The sequence below is a fragment of the Nocardioides sp. NPDC023903 genome (assembly GCF_040639295.1).
Classification (GTDB): domain Bacteria; phylum Actinomycetota; class Actinomycetes; order Propionibacteriales; family Nocardioidaceae; genus Nocardioides.
The window spans coordinates 24,071-39,879 of sequence record NZ_JBEZZS010000024.1 but is presented as its reverse complement, the minus strand read 5'-3'; the positions used below and the strand labels follow the sequence as shown (position 1 = coordinate 39,879).

Below are 15,809 nucleotides of genomic sequence, written 5' to 3'. Positions count from 1 at the left end.
CTACGGAGGTGGTGGCGTGACCACACGGCAGGTCGAGACGACCGACGGACTGACGCTCGCTGTCTACGAGCAGGGGCCGGCCGATGCCGAGACCGTGGTGCTCGTCCACGGCTACCCCGATAACCACTCCGTCTGGGACGGGGTCGCGAAGGTACTTGCTGAGCGCTTCCACGTCGTCGCCTATGACGTACGCGGCACGGGCGAGTCGGGGGTTCCGGACTCGACCGCCGGCTACCGCCTGGCGCAGCTCTCCGCGGACTTCAAGGCGGTCATCGACGCCGTCTCGCCCGACGCGCCGGTACATGTCGCGGCGCACGACTGGGGCTCGATCCAGACCTGGGAGTCGGTGACCGACCCGGTCCTGAGCAGCCGCATCGCGACGTACGTCTCGATCTCGGGGCCTGACCTCGGGATGGCGACCACGTGGCTGCGTGAGCGGTCGCACCCCAAGAGCTCGCTGCGACAGTTGGCTCACTCCTGGTACGTCTTCGCGTTCCAGCTGCCGCTGCTGCCGGAGGCGATGGTGCGCTCGGGGCTGCTCGCCAGGTTCGTGGGTGGCGGGGAGCGACCGACGAAGGATCAGGTCAATGGGGTCGAGCTCTATCGGGCCAACTTCCTCGGCAAGCTGCTCCGCCCGGAGCCGCGGCCGACCGACGTGCCGGTCCTGGTGATCGCCCCGCGCGACGACGCCTACGTGACGGTGCCGCTGCAGACCGAGGCACCCCGGGCGTACGCGACATCGCTGGTCACACAGGTCATCGACGGCGGACACTGGGTGGTGGCCGCGGATCCGGAGCTGGTCGCGGGCGAGATCGCGGCCTTCATCGAGAAGGAGCGTGTGCGATGAGTAAGGCCATTGGTAAGTCCAGCAAGGAGAGCAAGCGCGGGCACGAGCCGGCGAAGGTGGCCCTCCATCCGCGGAACGTGAAGTTCGACTGGAGCAAGCTGCCGCTGGTGTGGATCCCGGGCGAGGTCTTCGCCTCCCACTACGTCAACGTGCTGCACCTGCTGCTGCCCGAGGGCGAGCGGTGGTTCGTCAAGGTGTTCTCCGAGATCCTGCCGCTGATCGAGGACGACCAGCTGCGCGAGGACGTGATCGGCTTCATCGGCCAGGAGGGCGTGCACGCCGCCGCCCACCAGGAGGTGCAGGACTACTTCACCGACAACGGGCTCGACGTACGTCCGTTCGCGGCCGAGATCGAGGCGCTGTTCCGCAAGATCCTGGGCGACCGCGACCTGACCGGCCGGGCCAAGGAGGAGTGGCTGATCGAGCGCGCCGCGATCATCGCCGGCCTCGAGCACCTCACCGCGGTCCTCGGCAACTGGGTGCTCAACTCGCCCGCGCTCGACGAGGCCGGCGCCGACGAGACGATGCTCGACCTGCTGCGCTGGCACGGCGCCGAGGAGGTCGAGCACCGCAACGTGGCCTACGACGTCTTCCAGCACGTCGACGGGCGCTACCTGCGCCGGGTCCGTTCCTACCTGCTCGGCGGCACCGCGCTGCTCGTCCTGTGGTGGCGAGGCGCCGGTTACCTGATGAACAACGACCCCACCGAGCCCGATCCGGCGAAGCGGCCGAAGGCAGGGCTGTTCCAGCTGATCGACGCCGAGCGTCGTGGGCTGGTGCCGGGCGTCGTACGTATCGGGTGGGCGACGTGGAAGTTCTTCCTGCCCAACTACGACCCGTCCAAGGAAGGCTCGACCGCCCAGGCGGTGAGCTACCTGGCCAAGTCGCCGGCGGCGCTGCGGGCCGACGCCATCGCGGAGGCTCAGTGAGCAAGCCCGCGCACTTCACCGTCCCGGACATCCCCGACTCGCGGCTCTACCGGGGCTTCGAGGCGATCGTCGGGGGCTACTGGACCAAGGCTGCCTACCGCTCCTGGCGGCGCCGCAAGCCGCTCGGCAGGATCGACCGCGACCTGCACGTACGCGTCAGCCGGATCGACGAGGAGGGCCTCGACGTCAGGGCGATCTGGTTCGAGCGGGAGGACGGCAGCGAACTGCCGGCCTGGGACCCGGGCGCGCACGTCGACGTGGTGCTGCCCAGCGGCCGACTGCGGCAGTACTCGCTCAACTCCGACCCCGACGACCTCTCCGCCTACCGGATCAGCGTGCGCCGGATCGAGCCGACCGTGGGCGGAGGCGGTGGGTCCGTCGAGGCGCACTTCCTCTCCGTCGGCGACCGGCTCGTCCTGAAGGGGCCGCGCAACGCCTTCCCGTTCGTCGACTCGCCCGCCGGCTACCTCTTCGTCGCCGGTGGCATCGGGATCACCCCGATCCTGCCGATGCTGCGTGACGTGGTGCGGCGGGGCGTGCCGTACGAGTTCGTCTACACCGGCCGCTCGCGCCAGACGATGCCGTTCCTGGCGGAGATCCGTGAGATCGTCGGCGACCACGAGATCCAGCTGTGGCCTGACGACGAGATTGGCGTCCCCGACGCGGCGAAGATCATCTCGATGGCACCCGAGGGCGCTGCGCTCTACTGCTGCGGGCCGATGCCGATGATCGACGCGATCCGCGCGCAGATCCCCGACCCGCAGATCGACACGCTGCACTACGAGCGGTTCTCGCCGCCGCCGGTGCTCGGCGGCCGCCCGTTCCGGGTACGCCTCGAGGACTCCGACGTCGAGGTGCAGGTCGGCGCCGAGGAGTCGGCGCTGACCGCCGTCCGCCGGGTGCGGCCGACGCAGGCGTACTCCTGTCAGCAGGGCTTCTGCGGCACCTGCCGGGTGCGGGTGCTGGAGGGCGAGGTCGAGCATCGCGACCACGCGCTGGCCGACTACGAGCGCGACGGACACATGATCCTGTGCGTCTCGCGCGCGAAGGGGACCGTGGTCATCGACGGCTGATGCACGGTCGTCCGGAGTTAACGGTTTGTCCCGGTGGGCCGTCGGCTGGTCTGCTTGCGCCATGACAGCACTTGCCTCCCCCTCGCTCGATCTCTACGACTCCTGGGCGGCCACCGTCGTCGAGTTCGGCGGGGCGCACCTGGACGGCGCCTCGATCCCCGACGAGGAGGCCTCCGACGTGAGCCGGGAGGCGTGCGAGCGGGTGGTCGCGAGGACCGCGCGGGACCGGGACGTCTCGTTGCCGCCGGCCGCCGGGCGAGTGCACGCCTCGGCCTTCTGGATCACCGACGACGGCGAGGTCGTGGGGTTCATCCAGCTGCGGCACGCGCTCAACGACTTCCTCGAGAACGTGGGCGGGCACATCGGCTACTCGGTGCGGCCCTCGTCCCGTCGCCAGGGGCACGCCCGGCGAGCGCTGGGCCTGGTGCTCGACGAGGCCCGGGCGCTGGGCCTCGAGCGCGTCCTGATCACCTGCGACGAGGACAACGGTGCCTCGGCGCGCACCATCGAGTCCCAGGGCGGTGAGCTCCAGGACGTCATCGACGCTGCTGCGTACGGCTACGGGCTCCCCCGGCGCTACTGGATCAAGCTGTGAGCGAGGAGGGTGTCGCCACCGAGGGGGAGGTGGAGTGGGCGCTGGCGGGTGATCCCGCCGCGCCCGCCGAGTTGGTCGAGGAAGTGCTGACCGCGCTGCGCGCCACCGGACGTACGCCCGAAGTGGGCGTCGACGTGCTGCGCGCCGCTGCCTTCCGGCTGGTCTCCGAGGACAGGCTCGACGAGGTCGGCCGAGGCTGGCTGGAGCTTCTCGACGCGGTCCGGGCACATCCCGACGCCTCGTTGGCCGACCTCCCGCCGGCCCGCACCGACTGATCCGCCTCAGCTCGACAGGGAGCGGCGGCGGGAGACGAGGCTGGAGAGGCCTTGGGCGGCGGCCCGGACGATGGTCACGTGAGCCTCGGGGCGGAAGCGGCTGACCGGGCCGGTGATGCTGATCGCGGCCAGTGCCCTGTCGCCGCCCTCGGCGAGGACCGGGGCCGCGATGCACTGCAGCCCGATGGCCGACTCCTCGCGCTCGAAGGCGACGCCGTTCTCGAGCACGGCGCCGAGCTGTCGCTCCAGCAGTCCGGGCGCGACGATCGTGTGGGGCGTACGTCGTTCGAGGGGGCTGCTGAGGACCTCCTGCTGCACCTCCGGGTCGGAGAAGGCGAGCAGGACTTTGCCGATCGCGGTGCAGTGGACCGGCATCCGCCCGCCCGGCCGGGAGGGTGACTTCGCCTGGCGGTGGCCGCCGATCTTGGCGACGTAGACGACGTCGTGCCCCTCGCGTACGCCCAGGTGGACGGTCTCGTGGGTGCGCTCGTAGAGGTCCTGGAGGAACGGCATCGCCAGCTCCAGGAGCGAGCGCTCGACCGAGGCGCGCATGCCGAGCTCGAAGAGGCCGCCGGAGAGGCGGTAGCCGAGGTTGGTGCGGTCCAGGAGCCGGTTGGTGACCAGGTCACCGGCGACGCGGTGGGCGGTCGCCTTGGGCAGTCCGGTGCGGCGGACGAGCTCAGCCAGCGAGAGCACCTGGTCGTCGACCGTGAAGGCCCGCAGGATGGTCACCGCCTTACCGAGCACGGTGTCGAGATCGGCAGGCTCGTGTGGCATGAGATCACCGTACCGGTCAGCGGGACGCCTACCCCGCTTCTTTCGGCCAACTGCTGAGACCGTGGGGGATATGAACGAAGTGACCTCTCCGTCCGATGCTGCCGTCGATGCCGCGGCAGATCGGCTGCTGACCGCCTCGGTGACCGGCACACCCGTCCCGCCGATGCGGGACCTGCTGGACGCGACCGACCTGAAGACGGCGTACGCGATCCAGGAGCGCCTCACCGCCACCCGGCTCGCCGACGGGGCGAAGATCGTGGGCCGCAAGATCGGGCTCACCTCCAAGGCGGTGCAGGAGCAGATCGGCGTGGACACCCCCGACTTCGGCGTGCTCTTCGACGACATGGCGTACGCGGACGGGGACGTGATCCCTGCCGGCGCGATCCTGCAGCCGCGGGCCGAGGCCGAGATCGCCTTCGTGCTGGCCGCTGACCTGGCCGACGGTGACCTATCCTACGACCAGGTCAGGGAGGCCATCGACTACGCCGTCGCCGCGATCGAGATCTGCGGCAGCCGGATCGCGGACTGGAAGATCTCCTTCGGCGACACCGTCGCGGACAACGCCTCCGCGGGCGCCTACGTCCTCGGGACCGAGCGCCGACGGCTGGACGAGTTCGAGCCCAAGGACGTCTCGATGTCGATGTCGATCGATGACGAGGAGGTCTCGACCGGCACCGGGGCGGCCTGCCTGGGTGACCCGGTCAACGCCGTCCAGTGGCTGGCTCGCTACGCCCGCGACTTCGGTGAGCCGCTGCGCGCGGGACAGCTCATCCTCTCCGGCGCGCTCGGGCCGATGCGGCCGATCGCCCCAGGCAACACCGTTCGTTCCACCGTGTCGGGCCTCGGCTCGGTGGCCTTCAGCGTAGGGAAGTGACCTCCATGCCAGCGGAAAGCACAGCCAAGACCAAAGTGGCGATCATCGGGTCGGGCAACATCGGCACCGACCTGATGATCAAGGTGATGCGTACGTCGCAGCACCTGGAGATGGGCGCGATGGTCGGGATCGACCCGTCCTCCGACGGGCTCGCCCGGGCGGAGCGGTTCGGTTTCGCGACGACCGCCGACGGGGTCGAGGGGCTGATCGGGCTGCCCGGGTTCGACGACATCGAGATCGTCTTCGACGCGACATCAGCCAAGGCGCACGTCGCCAACGCGGCCGCGCTCGAGCCGTACGGGAAGCGGCTGATCGACCTCACTCCCGCGGCGATCGGGCCGTACGTCATCCCGGCCGTCAACATCGACGAGCACATCGACGCACCGAACGTGAACATGGTGACCTGCGGCGGGCAGGCGACGATCCCGATCGTCGCCGCGGTCGCGCGGGTGGTGCCGGTCGCCTACGGCGAGATCGTCGCCTCGATCTCGTCGCGCTCCGCCGGTCCCGGCACCCGGGCCAACATCGACGAGTTCACCGAGACCACCTCGGGCGCGATCGTGCAGGTCGGCGGCGCCAAGCGCGGCAAGGCGATCATCATCCTCAACCCGGCCGAGCCGCCGCTGATCATGCGCGACACCGTGTATGCGCTGGTCGAAGGCGGGTCGCGCTCCCTGGAGGAGTTGACCGCGGAGATCACCGAGTCGGTCGAGAAGATGGTTGGTGACGTCGCCGCGTACGTCCCTGGCTACCGACTCAAGCAGAAGGTGCAGGTGCAGGAGATCCCCTCGGATCAGCCGGTGGAGACGCTGCTGGCCGAGGGCGAGACGACCCGGCCCACCCATCAGGTGTCGGTGTTCCTCGAGGTCGAGGGCGCCGCGCACTATCTCCCGGCCTATGCCGGGAACCTCGACATCATGACCTCGGCCGCTTTGCAGATGGCTGAGCGCATCGCGGCGGCGAAGGAGAACTGACGATGAGCACGCCCATCTATGTCCAAGAGGTCTCGCTGCGCGACGGCATGCACGCCGTACGCCACCGGATCACGCCCGAGGACGTCAAGCGGATCGTGATCGCCGCCGACGAGGCCGGCGTCGATGCCATCGAGGTCGCCCACGGCGACGGCCTGACCGGCGGCTCGGTCAACTACGGCCCCGGCTCCAACAGCGACTGGGAGTGGATCGAGGCGGCCGCCTCGGTCATCAAGAACGCCCGCCTGACGACCTTGCTGCTTCCGGGTGTCGGCACCATCCACGACCTGAAGCGTGCCTATGACCTGGGGGTTCGCTCGGTGCGCGTCGCGACGCACTGCACCGAGGCCGACGTGTCGGCCCAGCACATCGCCGCCGCGCGCGAGATGGGGATGGATGTCTCGGGCTTCCTGATGCTCTCCCACATGGCCCCGCCCGAGCAGCTCGCCGAGCAGGCCAAGCTGATGGAGTCCTACGGCGCGCACTGCGTCTACGTCACCGACTCCGGCGGCCGGCTGACGATGAACGACGTACGCGACCGGGTCCGCGCCTACCGATCCGTGCTCGATGACGAGACCGAGATCGGCATCCACGCCCACGAGAACCTTTCGCTGTCGGTGGCGAACTCGGTCGTCGCGGTCGAGAACGGCGTCTACCGCGTCGACGCCTCGCTCGCCGGTCACGGCGCCGGCGCCGGCAACTGCCCCATCGAGGCGTTCATCGCGGTCGCCAACCTGTCGGACTTCAAGCACAACTGCGACCTGTTCAAGCTCCAGGACGCTGCCGACGACATCGTCCGCCCGCTCCAAGACCGTCCCGTCCGCGTCGACCGCGAGACCCTCACCATGGGCTACGCCGGCGTCTACTCGTCCTTCCTTCGCCATGCCGAGAACGCGAGCGCCCGCTACGGAGTAGACACCCGCGACATCCTCATGGAGTGCGGCCGCCGGGGCCTGGTGGGCGGCCAGGAGGACATGATCGTCGACATCTGCCTGACCAAGCTCGCCGAGCAGGAGGCGACTGCCGACGCCTGACCGGCTCAGCCCACGACGACCATTGCGATTTCGCGATACCGCGCCGTGACTACGAAAAAGGAGTCGTGGAGTTCGACTACGATTTAGTAGTCAGATCTCCTGAATACGATATCGTAGTCGCGGAGGTGGGTTCATGTCGTACACAGGGAAGGTCACCAGCCCCGAGTCGCTGGGCCGGATCCTGCAGCAAGCACGCCTGCTCAACGGGTGGAGTCAGCGCGAGCTCGCGGCGAGGATCGGGACGACGCAGCGCTACATCTGGGAGATCGAGGCGGGAAAGCCATCGATCTTCGTCGATCGTCTCTTCGCTCTGATGCGGGAGACCGGGACCGAGCTGACCGCGACCATCGACGCTCGGAACGACGATGAGTGACCTCGTGGTCGAGCTCTACGGCGAGCCGATCGGGCGGCTGGTCGGGTCGAGCGCGACGTACGACTTCGTCGCCTCCACGGACGCGGTGGAGACGTACGGCCTGGACAGCACGGTCCTGTCGCTGGCTGTTCCGCTCGCCTTGGTCCCACCGCGCGGCCGCAAGCCACGGCGACAGAACTTCTTCGCGGAGATGCTTCCCGAAGGTCGGATGCTGTCGCGGCTTGCGGCGATGGCCGGTGTCAACGAGCGCGATGTGATCGGGATGCTGCGGGTCTACGGGCGAGATGTGGCGGGCGCCCTTCAGATCTGGGACCCCGATGTCCCCGGCGAACCGCGGACCCCGAAGCTCGAACCTGTCGGTGAGCAAGGGGTGGCGGATCTGCTCAGTGAGGTCGGCGCTTTCCCGCTCGCCAACAAGCCGGCCGGTGGCAAGACGTCGCTCGCGGGCGTACAGGACAAGATCGTCATGGTGCGCAACGACGACGGCTGGCATCGGGCGCTGGACGGGTATCCGTCCACACACATCCTCAAGCCGGTCACCTCCGACTTCCCGTCGATGATCTACGACGAGGAGTACGGCGCCCGGTTCGCGCAGGCTCTGGGCCTGACGGCGTACGAGACGTTCATCGAGGAGTTCGCCGGTGAGCCGGCGCTGGTGATCGAACGGTACGACCGGGGCGATGGGACCGATGGTGTCCCGAGCAGGGTGCATCAGGAGGACTTCAACCAGGTGCTGGGGGCGCGCGGCGACCAGAAGTACCAGAAGTACGGCGGCAAGGTCTCCCTGAAGCGGATCGCCGGCGAGCTCAGTGCGCTCGGTGACTCCGCCTCGCTGCGGAAGCTGGCCACGATGACGGTCCTGGCTGCAGCCATCGGGAACCTCGACATGCATGCCAAGAACATCTCGTTGCTGCACCACCCGGACGGCTCGGTCGAGATCGCCCCGGCGTACGACGTCGTCCCACAGCGGCATCTGCCGAATGACGGTGAGCTGGCGCTCGCGGTCGACGGTGTCTACCAGCACGCGGCCGTGACTCGCGCCGATCTGGTCGCAGAGGTCACGTCGTGGCGGCTCCGCGATGCGGAGGCGCTGGTCGATGACGCTCTGGCCGACATCGCGGAGATCGTCGAGGTCGAGGTTCCCGCCGACGGCGCTCATCCCGGTCTGGTCGAGGACATCCGAGCCTTCACCGCCAATCTGCGGGCGGGGCGATCAGCGGGAGCGGAGCTGAGCTCATCCCGGGGACGGCCGTGACGGCCCTGAGGTGAGCCTCTTTGCGCCTGTGGAAGAGTCGTACCCGTGAGCACTGAATCTTCTTCTTCGCGGCTCGATCTGCCGCTTGCCGGGTTGGCCGCACTGTTCCTCGGGTCGGGGATCCTGCATCTGGTGAGGCCGCAGGTGTTCGAGCCGATCGTGCCGGCGGCGCTGCCGGATGCGCGCAAGGTGGTCGAGGTCTCCGGGGTCGCGGAGATCGTCTGCGGGCTGGGGCTGCTGCACCCGAAGACCCGCCGGATCGCCGGGCTCGCGAGTGCTGCGCTGCTGGTGGGTGTGTTCCCGGCCAACGTGCAGATGAGCGTCGACGCGGGGAAGCGGGCGAACCGGAAGCGGACCCCGAAGTCGGCCGGTTTCTTCGCCGGTACGGTCGCGCGGCTGCCGCTGCAGTGGCCGATGATCAAGGTGGCGCTGCGCGCCGGAAAGGGGACCGGCGCATGACGTACGTTCCTTCGGAGTCCCGCTACGACGCGATGCCGTATCGGCGGACCGGCAACAGTGGTCTGGATCTGCCGGCGGTCAGCCTCGGGCTGTGGCACAACTTCGGTGACGACCTGGCGTTCGAGCGGCAGCGGGCGATCCTGCGTACGGCCTTCGACGCGGGCATCACCCACTTCGACCTGGCCAACAACTACGGCCCGCCCTACGGCTCCGCCGAGGAGAACTTCGGCCGCCACCTGCGCGAGGACTTCGCCGGGCTGCGCGACGAGCTGGTGATCTCGACCAAGGCCGGCTGGGACATGTGGCCGGGGCCGTACGGCAAGATCGGCGGCTCGCGGAAGTACCTGATCTCCAGCCTCGACCAGTCGCTGAAGCGGATGGGGCTCGACTACGTCGACATCTACTACCACCACCGCCCCGACCCCAGCACGCCGCTGGAGGAGACGATGGGCGCCCTCGACCAGATCGTGCGCTCCGGCAAGGCGCTCTACGTCGGGCTGAGCTCGTACTCCTCGGCTCTGACCCGTGAGGCGGCGGCGATCCTGCGCGACCTCGGTACGCCGCTGCTGATCCACCAGCCGTCCTACTCGATCCTCAACCGCTGGCTCGAGACCGACGGACTGCTGGACACGCTCGACGAGGTCGGGGCCGGTGCGATCTCCTTCTCGCCGCTGGCGCAGGGTCTGCTGACGAACAAGTACCTCGGTGGTGGCGGCATCCCGGAGGACTCGCGCGCTGCCAAGGCCCGCTTCCTGACCCCGGAGGCGCTCACCCCCGAGACGCTCGCCGGCATCGAGTCGCTCAACGCCCTCGCCGTCGACCGCGGTCAGACGCTCGCCCAGATGGCGCTCGCCTGGGCGCTGCGTGATCCGCGGATGACCTCGGTCGTCATCGGCGCCTCCCGCCCCGAGCAGGTCACCGACTGCGTCGGCGCGCTCTCCGGTCCAGAGTTCACCACCGAGGAGCTGGCCAGGATCGACGAGTACGCCGCTTCCACCGGCATCGACATGTGGAAGCGCGACCGGGTCGAGGGTGACTACCGGGAGATCTTCAACTGACCGGTCGTCAAACCTGACGCTCGTCGTCCCAGGCGGCAGAGCTGATCCGCCAGCCGTCGTCGGTGCGTACGAAGGACATCGTCTTCATGCCCCGGCCGGTGTGGATCTCGCCTCTCGCGCGCCAGCGTTTGCCGTAGGCGCCCCACCAGTGGGCGATGTCGCCGAAGACGTCGATGCGGCCGGGCTCCGGCCACTCCTCGAACTCGCTGATCTCCCCGCTGGTCAGGAGCGTGAGACGCGGGGCGATGAAGGACTCGACGTCGTAGACCTCGGCCGGTAGCCCGCACGTGCGCACCACGGTCGCGCCGGGAAGCATGATCCGGCGCAGATCGTCCAGGCGTGCGGCCGCGTCCGGTCCTGAGGTGAAAGCCGAGAAGAACGCGCCCACCAGGGCCTCGATCGCGGTCTCGTCCGCCTTCGAGGAGGCTTCGCCGATAGTGATGGCCATGTCCGGAAACATAGCTACGCACTCCGGACGTGGCACCTCATTTGGATCGACTGACTCACATCGGCCCGCGTGGCCCGTCCGACGGCTAACCTGCGCTCATGCGGGTCGATGAGTATCTGACGTACGACGCCACCGGGCTGGCGCAGCTGATCGCTGCCAAGGACGTGACCGCGGCCGAGGTCCTGGCCGCGGCGCGGGAGCGGGCGGCGGCGGTGAATCCGCGGATCAACGCGATCGTCGCGGATATCCCCGAGGCCGATGCCCAAGTGGCCGGCGACGGCCCGAGCGGGCCGTTCGCCGGGGTGCCGTTCCTGGTGAAGGACCTGGCTCAGGAGTACCAGGGACACCCGACGACGTACGGCTCGCGGTCGCTCGTCGGCGACGTCGCCGAGGAGCACTCCTACTTCACCCAGAGCGCTCTGGACGCCGGCCTGGTGATCTTCGGGAAGACGAACACCCCGGAGTTCGGGTCGAAGGGGATCACCGAGCCGGAGCTGTTCGGCGCCGCGCGCAACCCCTGGAACACCGACCACACGCCCGGCGGCTCCTCGGGTGGCTCCGGGGCCGCGGTGGGCGCCGGGATCGTCCCGGCCGCCGGAGCCAACGACGGCGGCGGGTCGATCCGGATCCCGGCGGCCTGCAACGGCCTGGTCGGGCTGAAGACCACCCGCGGGCTACTGCCGCTGGGCCCGCAGAGCCTGGATGCCTCCAACGGCTTCGTCGTCCAGGGCGTGGTGACCCGCACGGTCCGCGACGCGGCCGGGCTCTACGACGCACTCGTCGGTGACCAGCCGATGGCGATGATCCACGCGCCGCACCCCGGTGCCGCCTTCTCCGAGGCCATTGCGAGCGCGCCGCGCAAGCTCCGGATCGGGTTCACCTCGACGTCCTCCATCACCGCCCCCGACCCCGAGGCGATCGCGGCCGTCGAGGATGCCGCCAAGGCCCTCGAAGCGCTTGGCCACGACGTCGAGGAGGTCGAGGCGCCCTACGACGCCGCCGAGCTCGGCCGCGACTTCCTCACCATCTGGTTCGCCTCCGCTGCTGCCGAGGTCGCTGAGGCCAAGCTCCGCGTCGGCGCCAAGAACGCCGACTTCGAGGCCGACACCCTCGCCGTGGCCGAGCTCGGCCGGGCCGGGGGAGTGGTCGCCGTCGAGCTCGCGCACATCAACCGCCGCAACCACGTACGCCGCCTGAGCGCGTTCCACGAGACGTACGACCTGCTGCTCACCCCGACGCTGGCGAAGCCGCCGCTGAAGGTCGGGCAGCTGACCACGCCCAAGGCGCTCCAGACCGCGGCACGGGTGCTCCACAAGGTGCACGGCGGGCGGGTGATGCGGGCGACCGGGATGATCGACCAGCTGGTCGACGAGAACCTCGGCTGGGTCCCCTACACCCAGCTCGCCAACATCACCGGACGCCCGGCGATCTCGGTGCCGACCTACCGGACCGCCGCCGGACTGCCGCTGGGCATCCAGCTCTCCGGGCAGCTCGGCGACGACGGCCTGCTGCTTCAGGTCGCTGCTCAGCTGGAGCAGGCGAAGCCGTGGGCGGAGCACTGGCCGACGCTCTGAGACCGGCGTCGTGAAAGAAAATTTCCTTTCACGCACGAAGCTCGCGCCGGAGCGGCAGTATCGGGGTATGACACCGTCTCCGGACATGCTCATGACCTCTCGGCGCACGCTTCTCGGCGGCACCCTGAGCGGAGTCGCGATGACTCTCCTCGGCGGTGCTGCGGTGGCCTCGACCCCGGAGGACCCGACCAAGGCAGCCAGGACGCTCGCCTCGCTGGCCGGCCAGCCGCCGACCATCACGCCCGAGGAGCTCACCTTCACCCCTGGCACCGTCCTCCGGCCGGGTCATGCCCGCCAGGTCGGCCTCGACCCGGCGCAGATCGGGAAGATCCGCACCGAGCTGACCCGGTTCCTCGAGCCGACGACGGAGAACCCCGCTCACCCCCTGTACGCAGGGGCCACCGCGATAGCGGTCAAGGACGGCGTCATCGTGGCCCACGAGAGCGTCGGCAAGGCGCTCCGATACGGCCTCGACGGCACCACCGTCGTCGAGCTCCCGGCCGAGCAGCAGGTCGCAGCCGGGCTGGACACGATGTGGGACATCGCCTCGATGTCGAAGCTCTTCACCACGACCGCGATCCTCCAGCTGATGGAGCAGGGCAGCCTCGACCTCGAGGCCCCGGTGGTCACCTACCTGCCCGAGTTCGCGCCGCACGGCAAGGACGCGATCCTCGTACGCCACCTCCTCACCCACGTCTCCGGTCTGCTCGCCGGCCCGTCACCGTCGTTGTGGGCGGGCTACGACACCTACGAGGAGCGGGTCGCGGCGATCATGGACACGACCCCGACGCACGCGCCCGAGCAGATCTACCGCTACTCCGACATCAACCTGATCACTCTCGGGCTGCTGGTCGAGTGGCTCTCGGGGAAGAAGCTCGACGCCTACGTACGCGACCACATCACCGAGCCGCTCGGGATGCGCGACACCATGTACAACCCGCCCGCCGACCGCCTCGACCGTGTCGCCGCCACCGAGTATCAGCCGTGGGCCGGCCGTCCGATGATCCGTGGTGAGGTGCACGACGAGAACGCCTGGGCGCTCGGTGGCGTCGCCGGTCACGCGGGCGTCTTCTCGACCGCCTCGGACATGGCCAGGTTCGGCCAGATGTACCTCAACGGCGGCGTCTACAACGGCACCAGGATCCTGAAGGAAGACACGGTCAGGCTCTCGCTGAACGACTACACCGGCGCCCGGTTCACCAGCTCCCGCGGCCTCGGCTGGGAGCTCGCCACGACCTGGTACCACGGCCCGATCTGGTCCCCGGTCTCCTTCGGCCACACCGGCTACACCGGCACCAGCTTCGTGATGGACCCGATCGGCCACCAGCTCGTCGTGCTCATGACCAACCGCGTCCACCCCAGCCGCGACTGGGGCAGCAACAACCCCTCCCGTCGTGCCGTCTCCGACGCGCTGGGCGTGGCCTCGGCGGTCAGGCCGGCGACGGGACGTACGTCGTGGTTCTCGGGCCGCACGAACGCGAAGAAGGCAACGCTCGACGTGCCGCTCGCAGCCACCGACGACGCGGGGCTCCGCTTCGACTACTGGTTCGACACCGAGCCTCGCTTCGACTTCGGCCGCCTGCAATACTCCACCGACGGCACCACCTTCAACCCGCTGCCCTGGACCCTCGAGGGTGGTGACTGGAGCTGGGAGACCAGCGAGGCGGTCAACGGCTACGGCGGCCGGCGATGGCTGTGCGGCAGCGCTGAGCTCCCGGACGGCACGACCACGGTGCGGTGGACCTACGAGACCGACTCGTCCTCCCAGGGTCGCGGGATCTACGTCGACGGCATCGTGGTCGGCCAGGGGCGGCGTACGTTGTTCGACTCCTCCCGACCCGCCGACGAGGCACGCATCATCGCCGACGGCTGGGCCCTCAGCGATCGATGACACATCACCGATAGCCTCTGGCCACATGAGCCAGCCGCAGCAGCCGAACCCGTTCCTGGTCAACCAGCTCCGCGACGAAACAGACGCCAAGGCGCTCATCACGAAGGCCGCCGAGTCGACCTCGGCGGGCGCGCCGAGAGGCATCCTGGACGCCATCCGCGACAAGCTCGTGGACCTGGGCCCCGAGCTCGTCGCGGTCTCCCACGACCTCGCCGAGCACCCGGAGACCGGCTTCGAGGAGCACCGGAGCTCGGCCGGGCTGGCCGAGTTCGTCGAGGCTCACGGCATCGAGGTCGCCCGTGGCGCCTACGGCCTCCCGACCGCGCTCTACGCCTCGGCGGGCGGCACCAAGGACGGTCCGACGATCGCGGTGCTCTCCGAGTACGACGCGCTCCCCGGCATCGGTCACGGCTGCGGCCACAACCTGATCGCCACGGTCGGCGTCGGCGCGTTCCTGGCCATCGCGAGCGTGATCGACCGCCTCGGCGGCCGCGTGATCTGGCTCGGCACCCCGGCCGAAGAGGGCGGTGGTGGCAAGGAGCTGATGGCGCAGAAGGGCGCCTTCGACGGCGTCGACGCGGCGATCATGATCCACCCGTTCACCTACGACAGCTCCGAGCCGGTCTTCCTGGGCCGGAGGCAGCTGAAGGTGACGTACGTCGGGGTGCCGGCGCACGCCTCGATCCAGCCGTTCATGGGCCGCAACGCCCTGGACGCGGCCAACCTGCTCTACACCGGCGTCGCGCTCAACCGGCAGCAGATGCCGCCGACCGACCGGGTGCACGCGATCATCACCGACGGCGACCTGCGCCCCAACGTGATCCCGGAGCACGCCTCGATCGAGTTCTACGTACGCTCCGCCTACCCCGAGACGCTCAAGATCCTCTCCCAGCGACTGGAGGAGATGGCGATGGGTGCGGCGCTGATGACGGGTTGCGGTGTCGAGTTCAGCTGGGACGGGTCGCCGGTCTACCTGCCGATCCGCAACAACAGCGGGCTGGCGCAGGCCTGGAATCGCCGCTACCAGGAGCGCAACCACACCGTCCTCGCGCCCGGCGTCGTCCCGGACCTGCTCGCCGGGTCCACCGACTTCGGCAACGTCTCCTTCCGCGTCCCCGGCCTGCACGCGATGGTCAAGATCGCCGAGCCCGACGTGTCGCTGCACAGCCGCGAGTTCGCCGCTGCCGCGGTCACGCCGTACGCCGACGAGGTGCTCGTCGACGCCGCCTACGGCCTCGCCGGGGTGGCTGCCGACTACCTCTCCGACGCGAACCTGCGGGAGATGGTCCGCGACGAGTTCGAGGAGGCCGGCGGGGCGGTGGACGTTACCGAATTTTTCGGGTGATTAACGGTTGATGACGATTAGGCAGCGGTAA

At 69.3% G+C, this 15,809-nt stretch carries 17 protein-coding genes; 15 read left to right on the top strand and 2 right to left on the bottom strand.

What is annotated here, in order from left to right:
* Positions 1-16: 16 nt before the first annotated feature.
* The 5 genes from AB0F44_RS21545 (at position 17) to AB0F44_RS21525 (ending at position 3,719) form a co-directional block, all read left to right on the top strand.
* Entirely contained in the window at positions 17-847 is an 831-nt protein-coding gene (locus AB0F44_RS21545; RefSeq protein WP_357358734.1) for an alpha/beta fold hydrolase, read from the top strand.
* Complete coding sequence (locus AB0F44_RS21540; protein WP_357358733.1) at positions 844-1,776, top strand: metal-dependent hydrolase; 933 nt, start codon at positions 844-846, stop codon at positions 1,774-1,776. Before AB0F44_RS21545 ends, AB0F44_RS21540 begins: the two co-directional genes overlap by 4 nt.
* Positions 1,773-2,849, top strand: a complete 1,077-nt coding sequence (locus AB0F44_RS21535) for a PDR/VanB family oxidoreductase (RefSeq protein WP_357358732.1) — start codon at positions 1,773-1,775, stop codon at positions 2,847-2,849. The genes AB0F44_RS21540 and AB0F44_RS21535 overlap by 4 nt, the downstream gene beginning before the upstream one ends.
* Before the next feature lie 61 nt (positions 2,850-2,910).
* Complete coding sequence (locus tag AB0F44_RS21530; RefSeq protein ID WP_357358731.1) at positions 2,911-3,444, top strand: GNAT family N-acetyltransferase; 534 nt, start codon at positions 2,911-2,913, stop codon at positions 3,442-3,444.
* The gene (locus AB0F44_RS21525; protein WP_357358730.1) at positions 3,441-3,719 is read left to right on the top strand and encodes a hypothetical protein; all 279 of its coding nucleotides are present in this window, start codon (positions 3,441-3,443) and stop codon (positions 3,717-3,719) included. The genes AB0F44_RS21530 and AB0F44_RS21525 overlap by 4 nt, the downstream gene beginning before the upstream one ends.
* Positions 3,720-3,725: 6 nt before the next feature.
* Here the strand turns inward: AB0F44_RS21525 and AB0F44_RS21520 are convergent, their stop codons facing one another.
* Positions 3,726-4,496: an IclR family transcriptional regulator gene (locus AB0F44_RS21520; RefSeq protein ID WP_357358729.1), complete on the bottom strand. Its 771-nt coding sequence runs from the start codon at positions 4,494-4,496 to the stop codon at positions 3,726-3,728.
* Between the two features lie 70 nt (positions 4,497-4,566).
* On the opposite strand from AB0F44_RS21520, the gene AB0F44_RS21515 reads away from it, so the two are divergent.
* The 7 genes from AB0F44_RS21515 to mgrA all read left to right on the top strand — a co-directional run bounded on the left by AB0F44_RS21515 (position 4,567) and on the right by mgrA (position 10,520).
* On the top strand, positions 4,567-5,370 hold the full coding sequence (locus AB0F44_RS21515; RefSeq protein WP_357358728.1) for a fumarylacetoacetate hydrolase family protein: 804 nt from the start codon (positions 4,567-4,569) through the stop codon (positions 5,368-5,370).
* Between the two features lie 5 nt (positions 5,371-5,375).
* Positions 5,376-6,344 carry an acetaldehyde dehydrogenase (acetylating) gene (locus AB0F44_RS21510; RefSeq protein WP_357358770.1) on the top strand — a complete coding sequence of 323 codons (969 nt, stop codon included), beginning with the start codon at positions 5,376-5,378 and terminating at the stop codon, positions 6,342-6,344.
* 2 nt (positions 6,345-6,346) lie between these two features.
* Positions 6,347-7,375 carry a 4-hydroxy-2-oxovalerate aldolase gene (gene dmpG, locus AB0F44_RS21505; protein WP_357358727.1) on the top strand — a complete coding sequence of 343 codons (1,029 nt, stop codon included), beginning with the start codon at positions 6,347-6,349 and terminating at the stop codon, positions 7,373-7,375.
* A gap of 133 nt (positions 7,376-7,508) precedes the next feature.
* The gene (locus AB0F44_RS21500) at positions 7,509-7,748 is read left to right on the top strand and encodes a helix-turn-helix transcriptional regulator (protein WP_357358726.1); all 240 of its coding nucleotides are present in this window, start codon (positions 7,509-7,511) and stop codon (positions 7,746-7,748) included.
* Positions 7,741-9,003 carry a HipA domain-containing protein gene (locus AB0F44_RS21495; protein ID WP_357358725.1) on the top strand — a complete coding sequence of 421 codons (1,263 nt, stop codon included), beginning with the start codon at positions 7,741-7,743 and terminating at the stop codon, positions 9,001-9,003. The genes AB0F44_RS21500 and AB0F44_RS21495 overlap by 8 nt, the downstream gene beginning before the upstream one ends.
* 45 nt (positions 9,004-9,048) lie before the next feature.
* Positions 9,049-9,462, top strand: a complete 414-nt coding sequence (locus tag AB0F44_RS21490; protein WP_357358724.1) for a DoxX family protein — start codon at positions 9,049-9,051, stop codon at positions 9,460-9,462.
* Positions 9,459-10,520 (top strand): L-glyceraldehyde 3-phosphate reductase, encoded by a 1,062-nt coding sequence (gene mgrA / locus AB0F44_RS21485; protein ID WP_357358723.1) that lies wholly within the window; start codon positions 9,459-9,461, stop codon positions 10,518-10,520. The genes AB0F44_RS21490 and mgrA overlap by 4 nt, the downstream gene beginning before the upstream one ends.
* A 7-nt stretch (positions 10,521-10,527) precedes the next feature.
* Here mgrA and AB0F44_RS21480 read toward each other — a convergent pair whose 3' ends face one another.
* Complete coding sequence (locus AB0F44_RS21480; protein ID WP_357358722.1) at positions 10,528-10,968, bottom strand: DUF4440 domain-containing protein; 441 nt, start codon at positions 10,966-10,968, stop codon at positions 10,528-10,530.
* 98 nt (positions 10,969-11,066) lie between these two features.
* Between AB0F44_RS21480 and AB0F44_RS21475 the strand changes: the two genes are divergently transcribed.
* The 3 genes from AB0F44_RS21475 to AB0F44_RS21465 all read left to right on the top strand — a co-directional run bounded on the left by AB0F44_RS21475 (position 11,067) and on the right by AB0F44_RS21465 (position 15,778).
* Positions 11,067-12,542: an amidase gene (locus AB0F44_RS21475; RefSeq protein WP_357358721.1), complete on the top strand. Its 1,476-nt coding sequence runs from the start codon at positions 11,067-11,069 to the stop codon at positions 12,540-12,542.
* Positions 12,543-12,609: 67 nt separating this feature from the next.
* Complete coding sequence (locus AB0F44_RS21470) at positions 12,610-14,433, top strand: serine hydrolase (protein ID WP_357358720.1); 1,824 nt, start codon at positions 12,610-12,612, stop codon at positions 14,431-14,433.
* 25 nt (positions 14,434-14,458) lie between these two features.
* Positions 14,459-15,778 (top strand): M20 family metallopeptidase, encoded by a 1,320-nt coding sequence (locus tag AB0F44_RS21465; protein ID WP_357358719.1) that lies wholly within the window; start codon positions 14,459-14,461, stop codon positions 15,776-15,778.
* Positions 15,779-15,809: the final 31 nt, after the last annotated feature.

Bases quoted from the DNA above. Each gene is read 5' to 3' on its own strand.
- AB0F44_RS21510 (WP_357358770.1), top strand. From the start codon at position 5,376: ATGCCAGCGGAAAGCACAGCCAAGACCAAAGTGGCGATCATCGGGTCG.
- AB0F44_RS21465 (WP_357358719.1), top strand. From the start codon at position 14,459: ATGAGCCAGCCGCAGCAGCCGAACCCGTTCCTGGTCAACCAGCTCCGC.
- AB0F44_RS21500 (WP_357358726.1), top strand. From the start codon at position 7,509: ATGTCGTACACAGGGAAGGTCACCAGCCCCGAGTCGCTGGGCCGGATC.
- AB0F44_RS21495 (WP_357358725.1), top strand. From the start codon at position 7,741: ATGAGTGACCTCGTGGTCGAGCTCTACGGCGAGCCGATCGGGCGGCTG.
- AB0F44_RS21480 (WP_357358722.1), bottom strand. From the start codon at position 10,968: ATGGCCATCACTATCGGCGAAGCCTCCTCGAAGGCGGACGAGACCGCG.
- AB0F44_RS21470 (WP_357358720.1), top strand. From the start codon at position 12,610: ATGACACCGTCTCCGGACATGCTCATGACCTCTCGGCGCACGCTTCTC.
- dmpG (WP_357358727.1), top strand. From the start codon at position 6,347: ATGAGCACGCCCATCTATGTCCAAGAGGTCTCGCTGCGCGACGGCATG.
- AB0F44_RS21515 (WP_357358728.1), top strand. From the start codon at position 4,567: ATGAACGAAGTGACCTCTCCGTCCGATGCTGCCGTCGATGCCGCGGCA.
- AB0F44_RS21530 (WP_357358731.1), top strand. From the start codon at position 2,911: ATGACAGCACTTGCCTCCCCCTCGCTCGATCTCTACGACTCCTGGGCG.
- AB0F44_RS21520 (WP_357358729.1), bottom strand. From the start codon at position 4,496: ATGCCACACGAGCCTGCCGATCTCGACACCGTGCTCGGTAAGGCGGTG.
- mgrA (WP_357358723.1), top strand. From the start codon at position 9,459: ATGACGTACGTTCCTTCGGAGTCCCGCTACGACGCGATGCCGTATCGG.
- AB0F44_RS21540 (WP_357358733.1), top strand. From the start codon at position 844: ATGAGTAAGGCCATTGGTAAGTCCAGCAAGGAGAGCAAGCGCGGGCAC.
- AB0F44_RS21475 (WP_357358721.1), top strand. From the start codon at position 11,067: ATGCGGGTCGATGAGTATCTGACGTACGACGCCACCGGGCTGGCGCAG.